The sequence below is a fragment of the Paractinoplanes bogorensis genome, from assembly GCF_018829635.1.
GTDB lineage: Bacteria > Actinomycetota > Actinomycetes > Mycobacteriales > Micromonosporaceae > Actinoplanes > Actinoplanes bogorensis.
The window spans coordinates 90,468-105,286 of record NZ_JAHKKG010000007.1; the positions used below are offsets into that span (position 1 = coordinate 90,468).

General features: G+C 70.5%; 14 protein-coding genes. 3 read left to right on the forward strand and 11 right to left on the reverse strand.

The features are described 5' to 3' along the window. Window positions 1-81 precede the first annotated feature (81 nt). From KOI35_RS22915 to KOI35_RS22925, 3 genes are read right to left on the reverse strand one after another with little or no spacing between them, the layout of a single operon-like run. Window positions 82-693 carry a polysaccharide deacetylase family protein gene (locus KOI35_RS22915; RefSeq protein ID WP_246613632.1) on the reverse strand — a complete coding sequence of 204 codons (612 nt, stop codon included), beginning with the start codon at window positions 691-693 and terminating at the stop codon, window positions 82-84. Window positions 694-749: 56 nt separating this feature from the next. Next, a complete protein-coding gene (locus tag KOI35_RS22920; RefSeq protein WP_215789814.1) occupies window positions 750-1,310 on the reverse strand; it encodes a DUF3558 family protein in 561 nt (186 codons plus the stop codon). Between the two features lie 60 nt (window positions 1,311-1,370). Beyond that, window positions 1,371-4,031, reverse strand: coding sequence for an AfsR/SARP family transcriptional regulator (locus KOI35_RS22925; RefSeq protein WP_215789816.1), 2,661 nt, complete (start codon window positions 4,029-4,031; stop codon window positions 1,371-1,373). Window positions 4,032-4,151: 120 nt separating this feature from the next. Between KOI35_RS22925 and KOI35_RS22930 the strand changes: the two genes are divergently transcribed. After that, the gene (locus KOI35_RS22930) at window positions 4,152-4,670 is read left to right on the forward strand and encodes a hypothetical protein (protein WP_215789818.1); all 519 of its coding nucleotides are present in this window, start codon (window positions 4,152-4,154) and stop codon (window positions 4,668-4,670) included. Between the two features lie 6 nt (window positions 4,671-4,676). Here KOI35_RS22930 and KOI35_RS22935 read toward each other — a convergent pair whose 3' ends face one another. The 3 genes from KOI35_RS22935 to KOI35_RS22945 form a co-directional block, all read right to left on the reverse strand. After that, the gene (locus tag KOI35_RS22935; RefSeq protein ID WP_215789820.1) at window positions 4,677-6,821 is read right to left on the reverse strand and encodes a CBM35 domain-containing protein; all 2,145 of its coding nucleotides are present in this window, start codon (window positions 6,819-6,821) and stop codon (window positions 4,677-4,679) included. A 79-nt stretch (window positions 6,822-6,900) separates the two neighbouring features. Further along, on the reverse strand, window positions 6,901-7,590 hold the full coding sequence (locus KOI35_RS22940; RefSeq protein WP_215789822.1) for a 4a-hydroxytetrahydrobiopterin dehydratase: 690 nt from the start codon (window positions 7,588-7,590) through the stop codon (window positions 6,901-6,903). A 34-nt stretch (window positions 7,591-7,624) separates the two neighbouring features. Beyond that, window positions 7,625-7,837: a hypothetical protein gene (locus tag KOI35_RS22945; RefSeq protein ID WP_215789824.1), complete on the reverse strand. Its 213-nt coding sequence runs from the start codon at window positions 7,835-7,837 to the stop codon at window positions 7,625-7,627. A 449-nt stretch (window positions 7,838-8,286) separates the two neighbouring features. On the opposite strand from KOI35_RS22945, the gene KOI35_RS22950 reads away from it, so the two are divergent. Then, on the forward strand, window positions 8,287-9,102 hold the full coding sequence (locus KOI35_RS22950) for a class I SAM-dependent methyltransferase (protein WP_215789826.1): 816 nt from the start codon (window positions 8,287-8,289) through the stop codon (window positions 9,100-9,102). On the opposite strand, the gene KOI35_RS22955 is transcribed toward KOI35_RS22950, so the two are convergent. Beyond that, window positions 9,099-10,574 carry a hypothetical protein gene (locus KOI35_RS22955; RefSeq protein ID WP_215789828.1) on the reverse strand — a complete coding sequence of 492 codons (1,476 nt, stop codon included), beginning with the start codon at window positions 10,572-10,574 and terminating at the stop codon, window positions 9,099-9,101. The two genes, KOI35_RS22950 and KOI35_RS22955, sit on opposite strands and share 4 nt — an antisense overlap. Window positions 10,575-10,767: 193 nt before the next feature. Between KOI35_RS22955 and KOI35_RS22960 the strand changes: the two genes are divergently transcribed. Continuing rightward, window positions 10,768-11,451, forward strand: a complete 684-nt coding sequence (locus tag KOI35_RS22960) for a hypothetical protein (protein ID WP_215789831.1) — start codon at window positions 10,768-10,770, stop codon at window positions 11,449-11,451. A 48-nt stretch (window positions 11,452-11,499) separates the two neighbouring features. Here the strand turns inward: KOI35_RS22960 and KOI35_RS22965 are convergent, their stop codons facing one another. The 4 genes from KOI35_RS22965 to KOI35_RS22980 all read right to left on the reverse strand — a co-directional run bounded on the left by KOI35_RS22965 (window position 11,500) and on the right by KOI35_RS22980 (window position 14,745). After that, window positions 11,500-12,876: a hypothetical protein gene (locus tag KOI35_RS22965; RefSeq protein WP_215789833.1), complete on the reverse strand. Its 1,377-nt coding sequence runs from the start codon at window positions 12,874-12,876 to the stop codon at window positions 11,500-11,502. Window positions 12,877-12,879: 3 nt separating this feature from the next. Next, the gene (locus KOI35_RS22970; protein WP_215789836.1) at window positions 12,880-13,197 is read right to left on the reverse strand and encodes a hypothetical protein; all 318 of its coding nucleotides are present in this window, start codon (window positions 13,195-13,197) and stop codon (window positions 12,880-12,882) included. A 64-nt stretch (window positions 13,198-13,261) separates the two neighbouring features. Beyond that, entirely contained in the window at window positions 13,262-13,750 is a 489-nt protein-coding gene (locus tag KOI35_RS22975; RefSeq protein WP_215789838.1) for a DNA-binding transcriptional response regulator, read from the reverse strand. Between the two features lie 128 nt (window positions 13,751-13,878). Further along, entirely contained in the window at window positions 13,879-14,745 is an 867-nt protein-coding gene (locus KOI35_RS22980) for a MerR family transcriptional regulator (RefSeq protein ID WP_215789841.1), read from the reverse strand. Window positions 14,746-14,819: the final 74 nt, after the last annotated feature.

The window sequence follows — 14,819 nt, forward strand, 5'->3', positions numbered from 1 at the left end:
TGACCGAAAGGGATCGTTCACGCATCGCGGGGCGAACCTCGATCACGCAGCGCTAAGTGCCTGCGAAAACCGGAAAAAGGTTCACAATGCCAAGGTGGACACCGTGACCGCGCTCAATCCGCGGGCGGAGAGGGCGGTCAGCAACTCGTCGGTCGTCTCGGCCACGCCGCGGCGTTTGTCCGAGCCCTCGTGCAGGACGACGATCGAGCCGGCCCGGATCGAGGTGCGCAGCCCCTCGGCGATCGCCTGGTCGCCCGGTCCGCCGTTGTGGCCGGCCACCAGGGTGCCGAGCACGGCCCGCAGCTTCATCCCGGCGGCCGCCCGCAGCATGCTCGGCTTGTAGAAGCCGGAGCCGGGGCGGAACCAGCGGACCGGCCCGTACGGCGCGAGCAGCCGGTTCACCTCGGCCAGGTCGCGCGCGAACTGCTCGTCCGGCACCAGCACCGAGCGCTCGTCGCGCATCAGGTGGTTGGCGACCTCGTGGCCCTCGGCGATGATCCGCTCCATCAGTTCCGGGTGGGCCCGGACGCGTTCCCCGACGACGAAGAAGGTGGCCCGCGCCCCGTGCCGGCGCAACACGTCGAGCAGCCGGGGTGTGGTCGCGGGGTGCGGGCCGTCGTCGAAGGTCAGAGCGAACAGGGGTTCCGCGGTGTCGACATACCAGAGGACGTCACCCGGGAAGAGCCGGGACAAGACCCTCGTCGCCGGTTCCCGCCACCGCAGAAAGCCCCGATTGGTCATCCTCTTTTTTACACCCGGGGGATCAGGACGTTGGTGACCTTCTTGGCCACGGCCAGGTTCTCGTCGTCGGAGCCGCCGCGGACGTAGATGTCGAGCTGGACCGTGCCGTAGAGCACGTAGAGGTGACCGGCCAGGGTGAAGGCGTCCTCACCGACACCGTCGACCGGTTCGGCGTCGGCGATCACGATGTCGAAGTCCTCGGCCGTCGTGCGGCCCAGGAACACGGCGAGCTGGCCGTCCTCCTGCTGCCACTGGCAGAAGCGGGTCGCGTCGCCCTTGCTGCCGCCGTCCTCGTCGATCTGAGTGATCTTGCGGCCGGTCAGCGACACGACCTCCTGCTTCGACAGCAGTGTGCACGGGTCGGGGATGTCACCCGAGTCCTTGACCGAGCCCATACCGGACTCGGACTCCGGTTCGGTCGTCTTCCCGGCCGGGGTGGGCTTGTCCTTGGGCGCGGCCGTGGTCGCGGCCGGGGTGGGGGAGCCGGCGACGGCTTCCTCGATGAGGCCGCAGCCTCCGGTGAGCGAGACGGCGACGACGGCGGCCAGGGCGACGAGGCGGTGCTTCACGGGGTCTCCTCATTCAGCGGTGCGGTTGAGAGAACGATGCGGGAGGCCGCCAAAAATCTTCTAAAGAAGCTCGGCCACGGCCTCGGCCAGCGACGTGGCCGAGGCGGCGCGGAAGGCCAGAGCCACCTCGGCGGGGGACAGGGCGGCCCGGGCCCGCGCCTCGGCGTCGTCCCGGTCGGCGATCTCGTCCGGGGTGAAGCTGGGCGCGCCCAGGGCCGAGCGTTCCCGCTCGGCCAGCACGAGCAGGCGCAGCCCGTCGACCGCCGAGCCCTCCAGTACGGCGAGCTGGGCCAGGCCCTCGACCGCGTCGAGCTGGCCCTCGGCGATGCCGAGCTCGGTATAAATGGCCAGCGCCTCACGCATGGTCGAGCGGGCCGGCTCGTAGCGGCCGCGGCGCCGGTGCGTAGTGGACAGGTTGGTCAGCGCGGCCGCCTCGCCCCGCCGGTCGTTCAGCGCCCGGAAGCCGTCCAGCGCGCGGGTGAACAACGGTTCCGCCTCGTCGAGCCGGCCCATGCAGCGCAGCGTCCCGGCGGTGTTGTTGGAGGCGGCGGCGATCATCCGGGCGTCCCCGGCGGCCTCGGCCAGCTCCAGGGCCTCCTGCCCGAAGGCGAGCGACGCCGGATAGTCCTCCTGGGCCTGCGCGGTGATCAGCAGGTTGTTCAGTGCGGCGATCATGCCCGTACGGTCGTCGAGCGTCCGGAAGGTGGCCAGCCCCTCCTCGCCCAGCCGGCGCGCCTCGGCCAGGTCGCCCGAGTTGCGGGCCAGCGCGGCCGCCGCCCGCAGCGCCTTGGCCCGCAGCGCGGTCGGCTCGGCCGAGCGGTCGAGCGCGCGGCCCAGCCAGCCCAGGCCCTCGGCCATCCGCCCGGCGACCCACCAGTACCACCACATCGCGGCCGCGATGGCCAGCCCCTCGGCCGGGTCGCCCTCGTGCAGCGACCAGTCGACCGCGGCCACGATCGTGTCGTGGTCGGCCCCGATCGTGGCCAGCCATTCGGTGTGCGCGGGCCCGTCCACCGGCGGCGGGGCCTTCAGTTTCGTCGTCCAGTAGTTGGTCAGGGCGAGGAAGGCCGCGGCCCGCTCGACCGGTCCGAGGCGCTCACGCGCGTATTCGCGGATGGTCTCGGTCATCCGGTAGCGCCCGTCGCGCCACTCCACCATGGACCGGTCGACCAGCTGGGTCAGCGGGTCGAGCGGGTCGCCGCCGGCCACCTCGGTCGCCGCGGCCAGGTCGAACCCGCCCGCGAAGACGCCCAGCCGGCGCAGCAGCTCCTGCTGGGGGACGTCGAGCAGGTCATAGCCCCAGTCGATGGCGGCCCGCATGGTCTGGTGCCGGGCCACCGGGGAGGTGCCGGTCAGCACGTCGAGGCGGCGGTCGAGGCGGGAGACGATCTCGGACAGCGGCAGCGCCCGCAGCCGGGCCGCGGCCAGCTCGATGGCCAGCGGCAACCCGTCCAACCGGCGGCACAGTTCGGCCGCCACGGCCTGCTCGGCCGGCGCGAGACCGGCACCGCCGCGCGCGGCCGCGACGCGATCGGCCAGGAGGCGTACGGCATCGGAATGTGGATCGGTCGACCCCGGCGCCGGGGTGGCCAGGCCGCCCAACCCGAAGATCACTTCGCCGCTGAGGCCGAGCTGCTCGCGGCTCGTGGCCACCAGCCGCAGACCCGGGCACGCGGCCAGCAGGGTGTGGGCCAGTTCGGCGGCCTCGGCCCGTACGTGCTCGCAGTTGTCCAGCACCACCAGCACCCGGCCGCCGAGCTGCCGGGTCACCGTGTCGAGCAGCGGGGTGCCCGGTTCCTCGCGGATGCCGGCCGCCGCGGCCAGCCGGATGGCGAGCGGGCCCTCCCGGTGCTCGGCCAGCTCGACGACGTGCACGGTGTCGTGGTCGGAGGCGACCTCGCGGGCCAGTTCCAGGCTGAGCCGGGTCTTGCCGGCCCCACCGGGCCCGACGATGGTCAGCAGCCGGGCCGTGCCGAGCAGATCGATCACCCGATCGAGTTCGGCCCGCCGGCCGATGAAGCGGTTGCGGCGCGCGGGCACCCCGTTGGCCGGGCGGTCCAGGGTCGGGTCCTGCCGGCGGACAGCGGCGGCCAGGGCGTCGAGTTCCGGGCCGGGCCGGGCGCCGAGTTCGTCAAGTGCCGCGGCCGTACGGTCGTAGGCGCGCAATGCGTCTCCGGCCCGCCCCGAGCGATAGAGGGCGACCATCAGATGCCGGACCAGTCCCTCGGCGGTCGGCTGCTCGGCCACCCACCCGGCCAGCTCGGTCGCGGCCTCGACGTGCCGGCCCTCGGTCAGGGCGCGCTGAGCCCACTCCTGCCGCGCGTTCAGCCGCAACTCGGTGAGCCGGGCGCCGGCCGCGGCAACGCTGGGCCCGGCCGCCACCCCCTCGTACGCCTCGCCCCGCCACAGGTCGAGCGAGCGCGACTGCTCGAACTCGGCCGCGTCGAAACTCGCCCCGGCCAGGTCGAGCCGGTAGCCGCTCGGGGCCGTGCCGACCCGGTCGCCGACCACCTTGCGCAGCGCCGAGACGTGCATCTGCAGCGTCGCCGTGGCGGTCGAGGGCGCACCGTCGGGCCACAACTCGGCCAGCAACCGCTCGACCGTCACCGGCTTGCCCCGGGCGGCCAGCAGCACCGCCAGCAGAGCGCGTGGCTTCGGGGGCACCGGAAGCTCGCCGTCGTCGTGACACACCCGCACCGGACCCAGCACCTCGAACCGCACCCGCGCCTCTTTTTTGGTGGTTTTTTGGCGGCGCCGTCCAGGCTTCCCGCACAAGGTCGGACAGGGAGTGAAGACATGCTACGGGTACGACGTACCAGCTCAGCGATACTGACCACGATCGTGTTGGCGACACTGACCGCTTGTACGACGGCGGAATCACCCGTCGCGGGAGACAGCGGCGACGACGGTGAGTTCTCGCTCGGACCAAAGGTCACGCTGACCTTCGATCTGTCCGGAGCGATCACCCTTTCGGGTAAGCAGACCGCCCTGGCGCCCTCTGGCGGAGCGGAGTTTCTCAAGAGTTGCGACGAGTACGCGAACAGGTCGCAGTACTCGATCGCCGGCCTGCTCGACGGCGACGTGGACGGCAAGAAGGTCATCGTCGAGCTCGAGATCGAGGACTACAAAGGCCCGGGCACGTACCCGAAGGACCAGTTGGTCGCTCCGGGTTCGCGCCCGAGCATCGGCGTCGACAACAAGGTCTACGGCACCTGGCCCGAGTCGACGTCGAGCGAGGTGACCACCGACGGCAAGGGCGGCGGAACCTGGACGTTCAAGAAGCTCGCGGCCACCGCCGAGGGCGGCCTACCGGGCGAACCTGTCAACGGCACCCTGAAGTGGACTTGTAAGAACCCCTAGTCTCTTTTACTGGATCGCGAGGTAATCCAGCTCCGCATACCCGTCACCCTTGGCCAGCCGTACGCGATTGACTCCCGCGGCCAACGGGACGTCGACGAACGAGTGGCGCAGCACGGCGTCCTGGCGGGGACCCGTGAGCCACTCGTTCGTCGACGGGTACGACGCCACCCCGCGCTCGACGCCGTTGACCAGCACCCGGTGGGTGGCCGTGCCCGGCAGCCCGTTGGCATAGCCGATGTCGAGCCGGTAGGTGGCGGCCATCGGCACCTCGACGGTGAACTCGACCGCGCTGTCCGGGTTGTCGATGCCGCCGACCAGGTCGGGGAACTCGTTGTAGCCGTAGTGCCCGATCCGTGCGTTCGTCACGGCGGCCAGCTCGGCCTCGTAGCGGTGCTGGTCCGGGCGTACGTCCAGGAAATCGACCTCGGCGTAGCCGTTGCCTTTGGTCAGCCGCACCTGATTCGTGCCCGCTTTCAGGACGAGCCGCTTGGTGACCGTGCCCATCGTGGTGTCGGCCCAACCGCCGGTCGACGGATAGGTGATCTCGCCCTGGCCCGTGCCGTTGACGGTCACCTGATGCGTGGATGTCGCGGCGGTGCCGTTGGCGTAGCGCACCTGCACCTCGTACAGGCCGGTCGTGGGAGCCTGGACGGCGAAGGTGAGCGCGCTGTCGGCGAAATCAATGCCGCCCACGTACGCGTTCCCCGACGCGAGCTTCGCCGCCTGGTGCTGGACGACGTGGGTGGCGGTCGCGCGCTCGGCCTCGTAGACGGTCGACGGCGTCACCGGGTTCGCGGGCGGGCTGATGACGATGCGATAGCCGTCGTACTGCTCCATCCGCTTGATCGGCACGGTCACGCCACCTGACGAGTCGAGCGTCATCGTCTGGTCGAAGAGCTGATAGGTCCCCGTACGGGGATCGCCCTGTCTCTCCACGCGCTGATCCACCGCGTACGGGTCCCGGCTCCACCGGGTCGTCTCCAACCGCACCCGCACGTTCCCGCGTTGCGGCAGGTTGGTGATCCGCACGTCGACGTCGCCCTGCTCACCCCCGGCCAGCACGGTCAGTGACTGACTGCCGTCGTCGTACGTGGCCACGGCGTCGGACGCCTGATAACGGCGCGTGTCCCAGCGGCTCACGAACACCCGCTGCCCGGCCATGGACCGGTACCAATTCATCATGAACCAGCCCGCGTTGGGCTGGAGACCGTTCCCCGTACGCCGGAGCGTGTTCCCGAGCAGCCCCGGATTGGTATAGATGCCCATCGCCCCGTAGTCGACGCCGTACCGCTCGAACTCGGCCCAGTGCTTGACCATCGTGCCCGGCACACCCTCGAAGTCCCCGGTGCCCGGCCCGTACTCCTCGATCACCACCGGCAGCGGACGCCCCGGCACGCCGAGCTCATTCTCGAGCGGCCGGTAGTAGCGGCTGAGCCCCTCGGGCACGTCCCCCGGGCTGGCGCCGAGACTGTGCCAGCCGATCATGTTCGGGGTGGTGCCGGTGGCGACCGCGTTGCTCAGGAAGGCCCGCATCCGCGCCTGCAGGTCGGGCTCCCACGGGCGGTAGTGCTCGAAGTTCGGACCCATGATCTTCACCTGCGCGTCGATCGCCCGGATGCGCCGGAACGTCTGCGTCCACAGCCACCGGAACTTCTCGTCGTAGCTCGCGCCGGGCACATTCGGGTCCTGCGCGAACCCGCCCTGGAGCTTGTTGTCCGGCTCGTTGAACGGGGCGACCGCGAGCACCAGATCCCGGTACTTCTGGATCGATCGGGTGGCGCTGTCCACCTTGGCGAACCAGTCGGCGGTGCCCTTCCACTGGTAGGGCCAGCCACCCATCAGGTCGTTGTAGCGCACGATCATCCGTACGCCGGTGCCGTTCAGTTTTGACGCGACGGCCTCGGTCGACGTGGGGTAGGAGGCGTCGCCGTCGGCGCTGGCATGCTGGCTGAGCCAGAGCTGGCTGCCGCTGGTCAGATCACGCGGGGTGGCCGGCGTGGCCGCAAACCCGAACAGGGTGCCGAGGCCCGCCTTCTTCAGCGGCCCGAACCTCTGCCCCGCATCCACCGTGATCACACTTGGGGCTGCATTTATCGGCGCGGGCGCTACGGCGAAAGCGCTCAGGAGCAGGGCGACGGCGGCGACTTTCATCGAAACCTCCCGATGGATGGCGGTCGATCGCCAGCATCGGTCGTCGCGCTGTGTCAGGCCTACAGGTTTCGAAACTCGGTCACTGTTTCTGTACGGCGGACACGTCTACGCAGAGGACGCCGCGGTTGCCCTCCTGGTCGGCGATCACGGTGAGCCCTTCGCTCTGGTCGACGACAGTCCCACCAGCGGCGACGGCGGCCGCGACCCGCTGCTCGGCCACGTCGGGCGCCACGTAGACCTCGACGTGGAACCGCCGGCCCTCGCCGGCGTCACCGAACCACAGATTCGGAACCCGAACGGTGGCGTCCCGGATCTCGTCCCCCGGCGTGCCGCGCCCGCGCGACCCGGCGTCCCCGGTCAGCAGGGCGGCCCACACCGGCGCGATGGTCGCGGAGTTCGCCGTGTCGAGGCCGAGCTCGCACTCACTGACCGACCCCGGATCCGCGACCAGCCCGCGCTCGGCCGCGATCGTGGTGATCCGGCGCGCGAGATCCACGTCCTGCTGGGTGACCCACTCGATGACGTACTCGGTGCCGTCGTCGTCGCGATAGATGGCGTCGGCGGTGACCAGTTCGAGGTCGACGTAGCCATGGCCGATCGACACCCGCGGGTGGTGCCCGATCGCGTCACCCGCCTCACCCACCGCGCCGACGAACCGCACCCCGTCACCGAAGCCGTCGATCAGATAGCGGGCGTGCAGCCCTTGGGCCAGCTTGCGCCAGTCGGCCAGCTCAGCTGCGGCGATCCGGTCACCCCTCAGCATGTCCATGGCCCCGGACCATATCGCCTCGGCGCGCCCTGCATCAGACTCCCGCGATGATCCTGGTGAGAAAGCGGACGGTGATGAACAGCAGCGCGAGACCGCCAACCACGATGATCAAGACGGTCGCTCCCCGCGACCGCGGCCCCCGCTGGGAGCGCCTCACCATCGCGTCGTAGTCCCGCTTCCCCTTCCGGGCGACCTTCCTGCGGTAGCTTTCATCGCGCATCTTCTTCATTTCGTACCAGTCAGCCATCGTTACTCCTTTCCCTGTCCAGCGCCTCTTTCGTGAGACGGGCGACCTGTCGCTGGACCAGGTGGATGCCGATCTGCGGTGGGGTTCGCTGTCTCCATCTGACGGACAGAAAATCGGCCGGGTGGCGATAGTGTGGTGATGGATCTCGATTCGAGTGTTCGCCGTTGCCGAGGTCGTGGTGGACGCCGCCTGGGAGGTGCCGCTCGACTCCGAACGCCGCGTTGCCGATGCGACGCGGTCCCGGGCGACCTCACAGCAGCGATTTGTCTTCACCAAGGAATGGTCGCGGGCGTGGTGTTCGACACCGAGATCCGTCAGGTGGAAATCCCCGGAGCGAAGCGGTGGCGCCGGCGCGGGTAGTCCGAGTCGGCGCAGCGCAAATCGTTCGCGGTGTCGGTGGTGATGAAGGTAGCTTCCCCGCGTTACTGCGATGGCCGGGAGGCAGCTGGATGAAGGTCGGGGAAGCCAGCCGTACGGCGTGGGCCGCGGCGGAGTTCCGGGCGGCGCATCAGGTGGTGGACGGTGGGCGGGTCTTCGCCGATCCGCTGGCGGTGCGTCTGCTGGACAGCCGGCCGCGGGATCGGATGCCGGTCGACCCGGCGCAGCCGTCGGCCCGGGCCACCCGGCTGTTTCTCGCGGCTCGATCCCGGTTCGCCGAGGATGCGGTGGCCGGTGCGGTGCGGACCGGAGTGAAGCGCGTTGTGGTGCTGGGGGCGGGGCTCGACACGTTCGCCTATCGCAATCCGTTCCCGGACGTCCGGGTCGTCGAGGTCGACCACCCGGATACGCAGGCGTGGAAGCGGGAACTGCTGGCCCAGGCGGGCATCGGTGTGCCGGACTCCGTCACGTACGCGGGAATCGATTTTGAAACGCAGTCGCTGGTCGACGTGTTGACGGGTGAGCGGTCGTTCTTCGTCTGGCTGGGTGTGGTGCCCTATCTGAATCGGGCGGGGTTCGACGCGACGCTGCGGTATGTGGCCGGCCATCCCGGGTCCGAGGTGGTCTTCGACTACACGATGCCGCCGTCGTCGATGCCGGCGGTGGCCCGGGCGGCGCTCGAGGATCAGGCGAAGCAGGCCGCGAGCGTGGACGAACCGTTCCAGACCTACTTCCGGCCGGACGACCTGGCCGCCATCATGCGGGCCGAGGGCTTCGCTGTGGTGGACGACATCGGTCCGGCCGAGATGGCGGAACGCTGGTTCGAGGCGCAGGACGCCGTGCCCGCCGGAACGCCCGGCGGACACATCATGCACGCCCGCGTCTAGAGCTTCCGCGTGGCGAACCGGGCTACGGCGCCGGCGACCAGAAGGGCCAGGCCGATCAGGGCCACCGCGGTCGTGTTGCCGCCGGTGATCGGGAGGCCGCCGCCGCTGCCGCCCCCGGTGCCGGCGCCGGTCGCGGTGATCACGATGGCCGCGCTGTCGTCGGACGGGTCGGGGTCGCCGGCCGGGGGCGGACCGAGCCGCTCGGTCTTGATCGTGCCCCGCAGGGTGCCGGGCTGGTCGATGCGGAGCGTGAACTCGAAGTCGACCGTCTTGCCGGGCAGATAGGGCACGCCCAGGGTCGGCTCGGTGAAGCAGTAGAAGTTGCCGTCGCCGGCGTGGGCTCCGGCCGGGAACGGCGCACCGGGCGGCGGACGGTCGAAGTTGAACGGCTCGCACAGGCGGGAATGCTTGACCACCGTGGTGCCCCGGGGCGGGGTCACCGTGACCTGCAGCTCGGACCCCTCCTCCAACCCGTAGCCCTCGATGCGGGCCGGGCCGTTGTTGCGCACGCCGAGGCGTACGGGAATGGTCTGGCCGGTCCGGGCCGAAGCGGTGGCGCCCAGTGCCGTGAAGTTGGACTGGTTGACGCCGGTGACCGAGATGGTGAAGCTGTCCGCGTTGTCGTTGGTCCCGGTCTCGGTCTGCGGGTCGGCCAGCGTCGCGGCCACCGGGGCCAGTTCGAGCGCGGGACCGGACCCGGCCGGACGCGGGCGGCCCAGATCGGCGTAGTCCTGCGCGGTGTACCAGGTGAAGTTGGCGAGCCACTTGCTCGGTGCCCACACCGCGCCGGCCGCGGTGAGCTGCCAGGGCGTGGCCAACCGGTAGGCCTGACCCGGAGCGAGCTCGCGGTCGAACACGCAGGCGGCTCCGAACTCGGTGGGCGCGCAGTTGCTGTGCCGCGTGCTGGCGAACCCGCGGACGGTGGACAGTTCGAGGACCACGCCGGTCACCGGGTCGTCGCCGCTGTTGCGGACGCCGGCGTTCAGCCCGGTGGACGCTCCGGTCGCCACCGAGACGTCGCCCTGGGTTTCGACCGCGGTGAGCGAGACCTGCTCGGCGATGGTGATCCGGCCGGTCGCGGTGGCTCGCGTACGGCCGTCGACCACTGCGCGTACGGTCAGTTGCGCGCTCGCACCCAGCCGGGCACCGGGCTTGGCGGTCACCGGGAGCGAGACGTTGCTGGCACTGCCAGGGCACGTGATCGTGGTGGCCGTGGTGACGCAGCGGGGATCGGTCCACGGCGCGACGGTGGCGATCGCGCTCGCCTCGGCGAAGTCGACCACCAGGTTGCCCGCGGTCGCCACCGAGTAGGGAAGCACCGAATATTCCACCCGCATCGGCTTGGCGGCACCGCCCGGCTCGACGCTGACATCGGCCACCGTCAAACTCCAGGCGGGAGCAGCCTGGGCCGCAGCCGCGGGCACAAGGGCGGCGAGCAGGGCAATCAGGGTGGCACCAGCGAGCCTGCGCATGTGGCTTCTCTCATCCCGGGGCGGACGAACGAGCGGAGCGTACCCCTCCGCCTCGCTCGAAAGTGGTCCACCGACCGGTTTTCCGAGGCCGACCGTTCTGCGCCGCGACCTGTCCGCTAGATCCACTTCTGGGGGCACCGGCCATCCGTTCTCCATACCGAGGAACGAAATGACCGGATTTGAGAGGAATACAATGAACAAGCTTGCTCGCGCCATCGCCCTCGGTGGGTTCAGCGTTCTCACCGCCATGACCGTCGGCATGGGACCGGCCCAGGCCGCCCCGGCTACCCCCGTCGCCCCGGACAGCAAGGCCACGGTCACCCACAACGTCTGGCGAGGAGAGAGCCAGATCGTCGGCTTCTACCGCTCGCTCCGCGCCTGCCAGCTGGCCGGCTACTTCGGCGAGCGCCGGGGCGCCTGGGACGACTTCGACTGCACCTTCGTGCGGGTCGGCCTCCGCCGGGGCGCGTGGGCCCTCGAGGTCGCCGACTACGACAACTGGAACTCGTACGGCTTCGGCCGTCCGTTCCAGGTCGTCCGGGGCTTCCCGGCGCAGTACCGGCCGGTGTGGGCCGGTCAGTACCGGCCGGGCCGCCCGGGTCAGTTCCGGCACTACCGCCCGGGTTCGCAGCGCAACGACTGGATGCGGGACCGCGACCGCCGCCAGGGTGGCCGGGACGACAACGGCCGCGGGGGCTGGGACGGCCGGGACGACAACAACGGCCGTGGCGACAACGGCCGTGGCGACAACGGCCGTGGCGACAACGGCCGTGGCGACAACGGCCGTGGCGACAACGGCCGCGGTGACAACGGCCGCGGTGACAACGGGCGTGGCGACAACGGGCGCGGCGACAACGGGCGCGGCCACAGGGGCTGACCTGTAGGCGTGATGTCCCAGGCGGCGCCGACACGGTGCCGCCTGGGATCACGGCTGCATGAGGAGCAATGTCTCGTCGTCGGCCAGCGGCGGCACCGGCCCGGCCGGCGAGGCGGGGAAGGCCCGGGGCACGGAATAGAGGTCGGACGTCCACAAGGCCTCGCCGCCCGCGCCCGGGCGCATCAGCGCATATCGCGCCTCGGCTTCCCGGATCTTCCGCTCGACGTCGAACAGGGCGTAGTAGTTCTCCCGCCACTCGTCGACCCAGCGCTGATACCACCGGCGGCCCGGATCGCCCGTGTCTCCCGGCGATGCGAACTGATCGGTCTTCTCCAGCAGCCGGATCACCATGACCTCGGTGCACCACGCGCAGAAGTGCCTGGTGTCCCGCAGGCCGGCGCCATGCTCCTCGGTGTAGGTGCCGTCCGGGTTGGCGGTCGGATCCTGGGACGCCATCTGGGTGTAGGCGAAGTTGTCGTGGGTGCCGTTCATCAGGCACTGGTACTCGGCGTGCCAGGCCCCGATCTGCCGGGCCCCGCCGATCCAGAGCCAGCCGACCACCGGCGACGGATCGCGGCCGGCCCCCACCCGGGCGAAATGACCGGTCGGGGCCAGATGCAGCCACGGTACGGAATCAGCGGTGTCCTGATAGGACAGGTTGGACACGTTGAAGACCGTCAGAGGCGACGGATTCGTACGGTCGCTGCGGGTTCCGCGCCCGTCGATGTACTCGTCGGCGAGCAGACCGAGCGCGTGGCTGAGTTCGTGGATCGAGTTCGCCCCGTACGCCACCCGGACCTGCCGGGCCTGGTCGGGCGGCTCGCGTCGCACCTGGTTGGTCATCCCGCTGACATTGCCGCTCGCAGCCGAGCGGATGAGCATCGAGACGACCAGGTTGCGATAGATCCCGCGCAGATCGTCGGCGGTGCCGGCGGTCGGTCCGAGTTGCACCTCGGCGGGATAGAAACGCAGGTTGGCGTCGCCGAACGTGCCGACCGCGTCCCACAGTCGCTGCCGGAACCGCCGGCCGGCGTCGTCACCGGCCGACCACCAGCCACCGGTCTTGACGATGCCGGTGCCGTCGCCGTTGACGTTGCAGCCGTAGTACGACGTACGCGCGGACGACGCCCGGGCGGTGGACGGCGTGTAGAGCGCGCGGACCCGGATCGCTCCCGCGAAGGTCGTGTAGACGTCCAACGCGTAGAACGCGGCCAGCCAGTTGGTGAGTTCGGCCCGGAACTCGGCCGCGTTCAGATAGCCGTCGCCGAGGATCAGCACGTCGATGCCGCGGTCGCCGGCGAGCGGAACCGTCGAGCCGGGGCGGCGGATGTCCGGAACCGAGCGGGTCGCCCAGTTGGCCCGGCCCAGCTCGTACCGGACCTGGCCGTTGCTCAGCGCGGTCTCGGTGATGGTCAGGTCGGGCATGGTTCAGAACCGCATCGGCGAGCGGAGCACCCGTACCCCGTCGACCTCGAACGAGTCGCCGGGCGCGCTCTTCTGGAACGAGGCGGCGCCGCCGTGGCTGACCTTGATCTGCAGCCCGGACCGCATGGCCTCGGTGATCAGGGTCATCTGGGCCAGATAGAACGGGCGGTCGGCGGCCTCGAGGTTCATCGTGAACCAGGCGCGCAGCGGCCCGATCTTGATCCAGTTGTCCGCGGCCGGGTCGGCCGTGAGCGCGAACCACAGCCGGGAGACGTCCCGCGTCTCGACTTCGATGGTGCCGACGAATCCCACGGTGTTCATGACCTCAGAGGATCACGACCGGCCGACCGGCGAGAAGCACCTATCAGATGGACGACTCAACCCTTCAGGAGAGCTGAGCGTTGACCGCGCGGACGAGTTCGTCCGGATGGTCGATGACGGCCTGGGCGCCGAGGACGGTCAGCTGCGCCGCGTTCTGGGTGTAGACGAGGACCGGCTGGGCCAGGCCGGCCGCGCGCATCTCCTTGATCAGGCCGAGGCCGCTGCGGCCGGTGATGACGACCGCGAAGTCCAGCTCGCCGAGGTAGCGTACGGCGGACCCGATCGAGGTGGTCTTGGTGACGAACCGGCCGAGTTGTTCCAGCGCCACCGTCTCGTAGAGGTTGTCGTCGGGGTTGCCGTCCAACCAGAGCACCCGGGCGAGCGTGGCCGGCTCGCGTGGCGTCAGGCCGGCGACCTGGGGCGCGGGCTCACCCCGCTCGCGGGCGGCTCGCTGGACGGCGTCGGCGGCTGACGCGGTGTTGCCGGGCCGCAGCGTGACCGTGGCGGTGAACAGCTCTCCGAACGTGTGCGCCCGGAACAGCAGGACGGCCATGAGCGCCATGATTACCAGGGCAAGAAAGGAAGACCACCACAGCAGTGCATTCTTACGGTCACGGTGCGTCGAGGTGACCCCGCATATATCGATCGCTCTCGTGATGAGCAAACCGGCATAACACCCGATCACGGCAGGCGGGTGAGCCAGCGCATGACGTCGAGGGCGTGTGAGGCCGGGTCGGGAATCGGGTGGAAGACGTGCTCGACGGTGTCGTCGTGGACGATCAGGGTCAGGCGGTCGTAGAGGGTGCCGCCGGCCAGGGTGGGCAGGCCGGTCGCGGCGGCCAGGGTCAGCTGCGGGTCGGGGATCAGCGGGTACGGCAGTTGCAGCCGGTGGACGAGTTCGCGCTGGTAGCCGGTCGACTGGGCGGACAGGCCGTACACCCGGGCGGCGCCGGCGGCCAGGATCTCGGCGTGGTGGTCGCGCAGCCAGGTCGCCTGGTCGGTCGCGCCGCGGGCGCCGCACACCTCGAGCAGGCTGCGCGGCAGGTCGACGCCGGGGCGGCCGGTCAGCGGATAGATGAAGATGACCGTACGGCCGGGGCCCAGCGCGCCGAGGTCGACCGGGCGCCCGTCGGTGGCGTAGAAGTGCAGGCCGGGCAGCCGGGTCAGGTCGATCCGGCCCGGGGTCGGCCGGGGTGACGACACGACCTGCCGGGCCGCGTCGTCGATCCGGGCGTCGAGCGCGTTCCGCTGCGCGGTGAGCTCGTCGATCCGGCGCTCGAGGCCGGTGGCCGTGCTGCGGAAGGTGGCCAGCGCCGCGGTACAGACGTCGGAACCCAGGGCGATCGACTCGACGAACGGGCGCGTCTCCTCGACGGTGAGCCCCAGCGCCATCAGCTCCCGGATCTGCGCGACCTGCTGCTCGGCGACCGGCGCGTACTCGCGGTAGCCGTTGCTCAGCCGGCGCGGCACGACCAGCCCGGCCGCCTCGTAATAGCGCAGCGCCCGGATCGTCGTTCCGGTGCGTCGTGCCAGCTCACCCACCCGCATCCCGCGACCCTAAACCCGTACCCCGAGGTGCGGGTCAAGGTGTCGTTTCTCGCCGTTCTCCCGAGCGCGAAGAG

Excerpts from the sequence above, each read along its gene's own strand:
- KOI35_RS22935 (WP_215789820.1), bottom strand. The coding sequence starts at position 6,821 with ATGAAAGTCGCCGCCGTCGCCCTGCTCCTGAGCGCTTTCGCCGTAGCG.
- KOI35_RS22940 (WP_215789822.1), bottom strand. The coding sequence starts at position 7,590 with ATGGACATGCTGAGGGGTGACCGGATCGCCGCAGCTGAGCTGGCCGAC.
- KOI35_RS22945 (WP_215789824.1), bottom strand. The coding sequence starts at position 7,837 with ATGGCTGACTGGTACGAAATGAAGAAGATGCGCGATGAAAGCTACCGC.
- KOI35_RS22950 (WP_215789826.1), top strand. The coding sequence starts at position 8,287 with ATGAAGGTCGGGGAAGCCAGCCGTACGGCGTGGGCCGCGGCGGAGTTC.
- KOI35_RS22955 (WP_215789828.1), bottom strand. The coding sequence starts at position 10,574 with ATGCGCAGGCTCGCTGGTGCCACCCTGATTGCCCTGCTCGCCGCCCTT.
- KOI35_RS22960 (WP_215789831.1), top strand. The coding sequence starts at position 10,768 with ATGAACAAGCTTGCTCGCGCCATCGCCCTCGGTGGGTTCAGCGTTCTC.
- KOI35_RS22965 (WP_215789833.1), bottom strand. The coding sequence starts at position 12,876 with ATGCCCGACCTGACCATCACCGAGACCGCGCTGAGCAACGGCCAGGTC.
- KOI35_RS22970 (WP_215789836.1), bottom strand. The coding sequence starts at position 13,197 with ATGAACACCGTGGGATTCGTCGGCACCATCGAAGTCGAGACGCGGGAC.
- KOI35_RS22975 (WP_215789838.1), bottom strand. The coding sequence starts at position 13,750 with ATGGCCGTCCTGCTGTTCCGGGCGCACACGTTCGGAGAGCTGTTCACC.
- KOI35_RS22980 (WP_215789841.1), bottom strand. The coding sequence starts at position 14,745 with ATGCGGGTGGGTGAGCTGGCACGACGCACCGGAACGACGATCCGGGCG.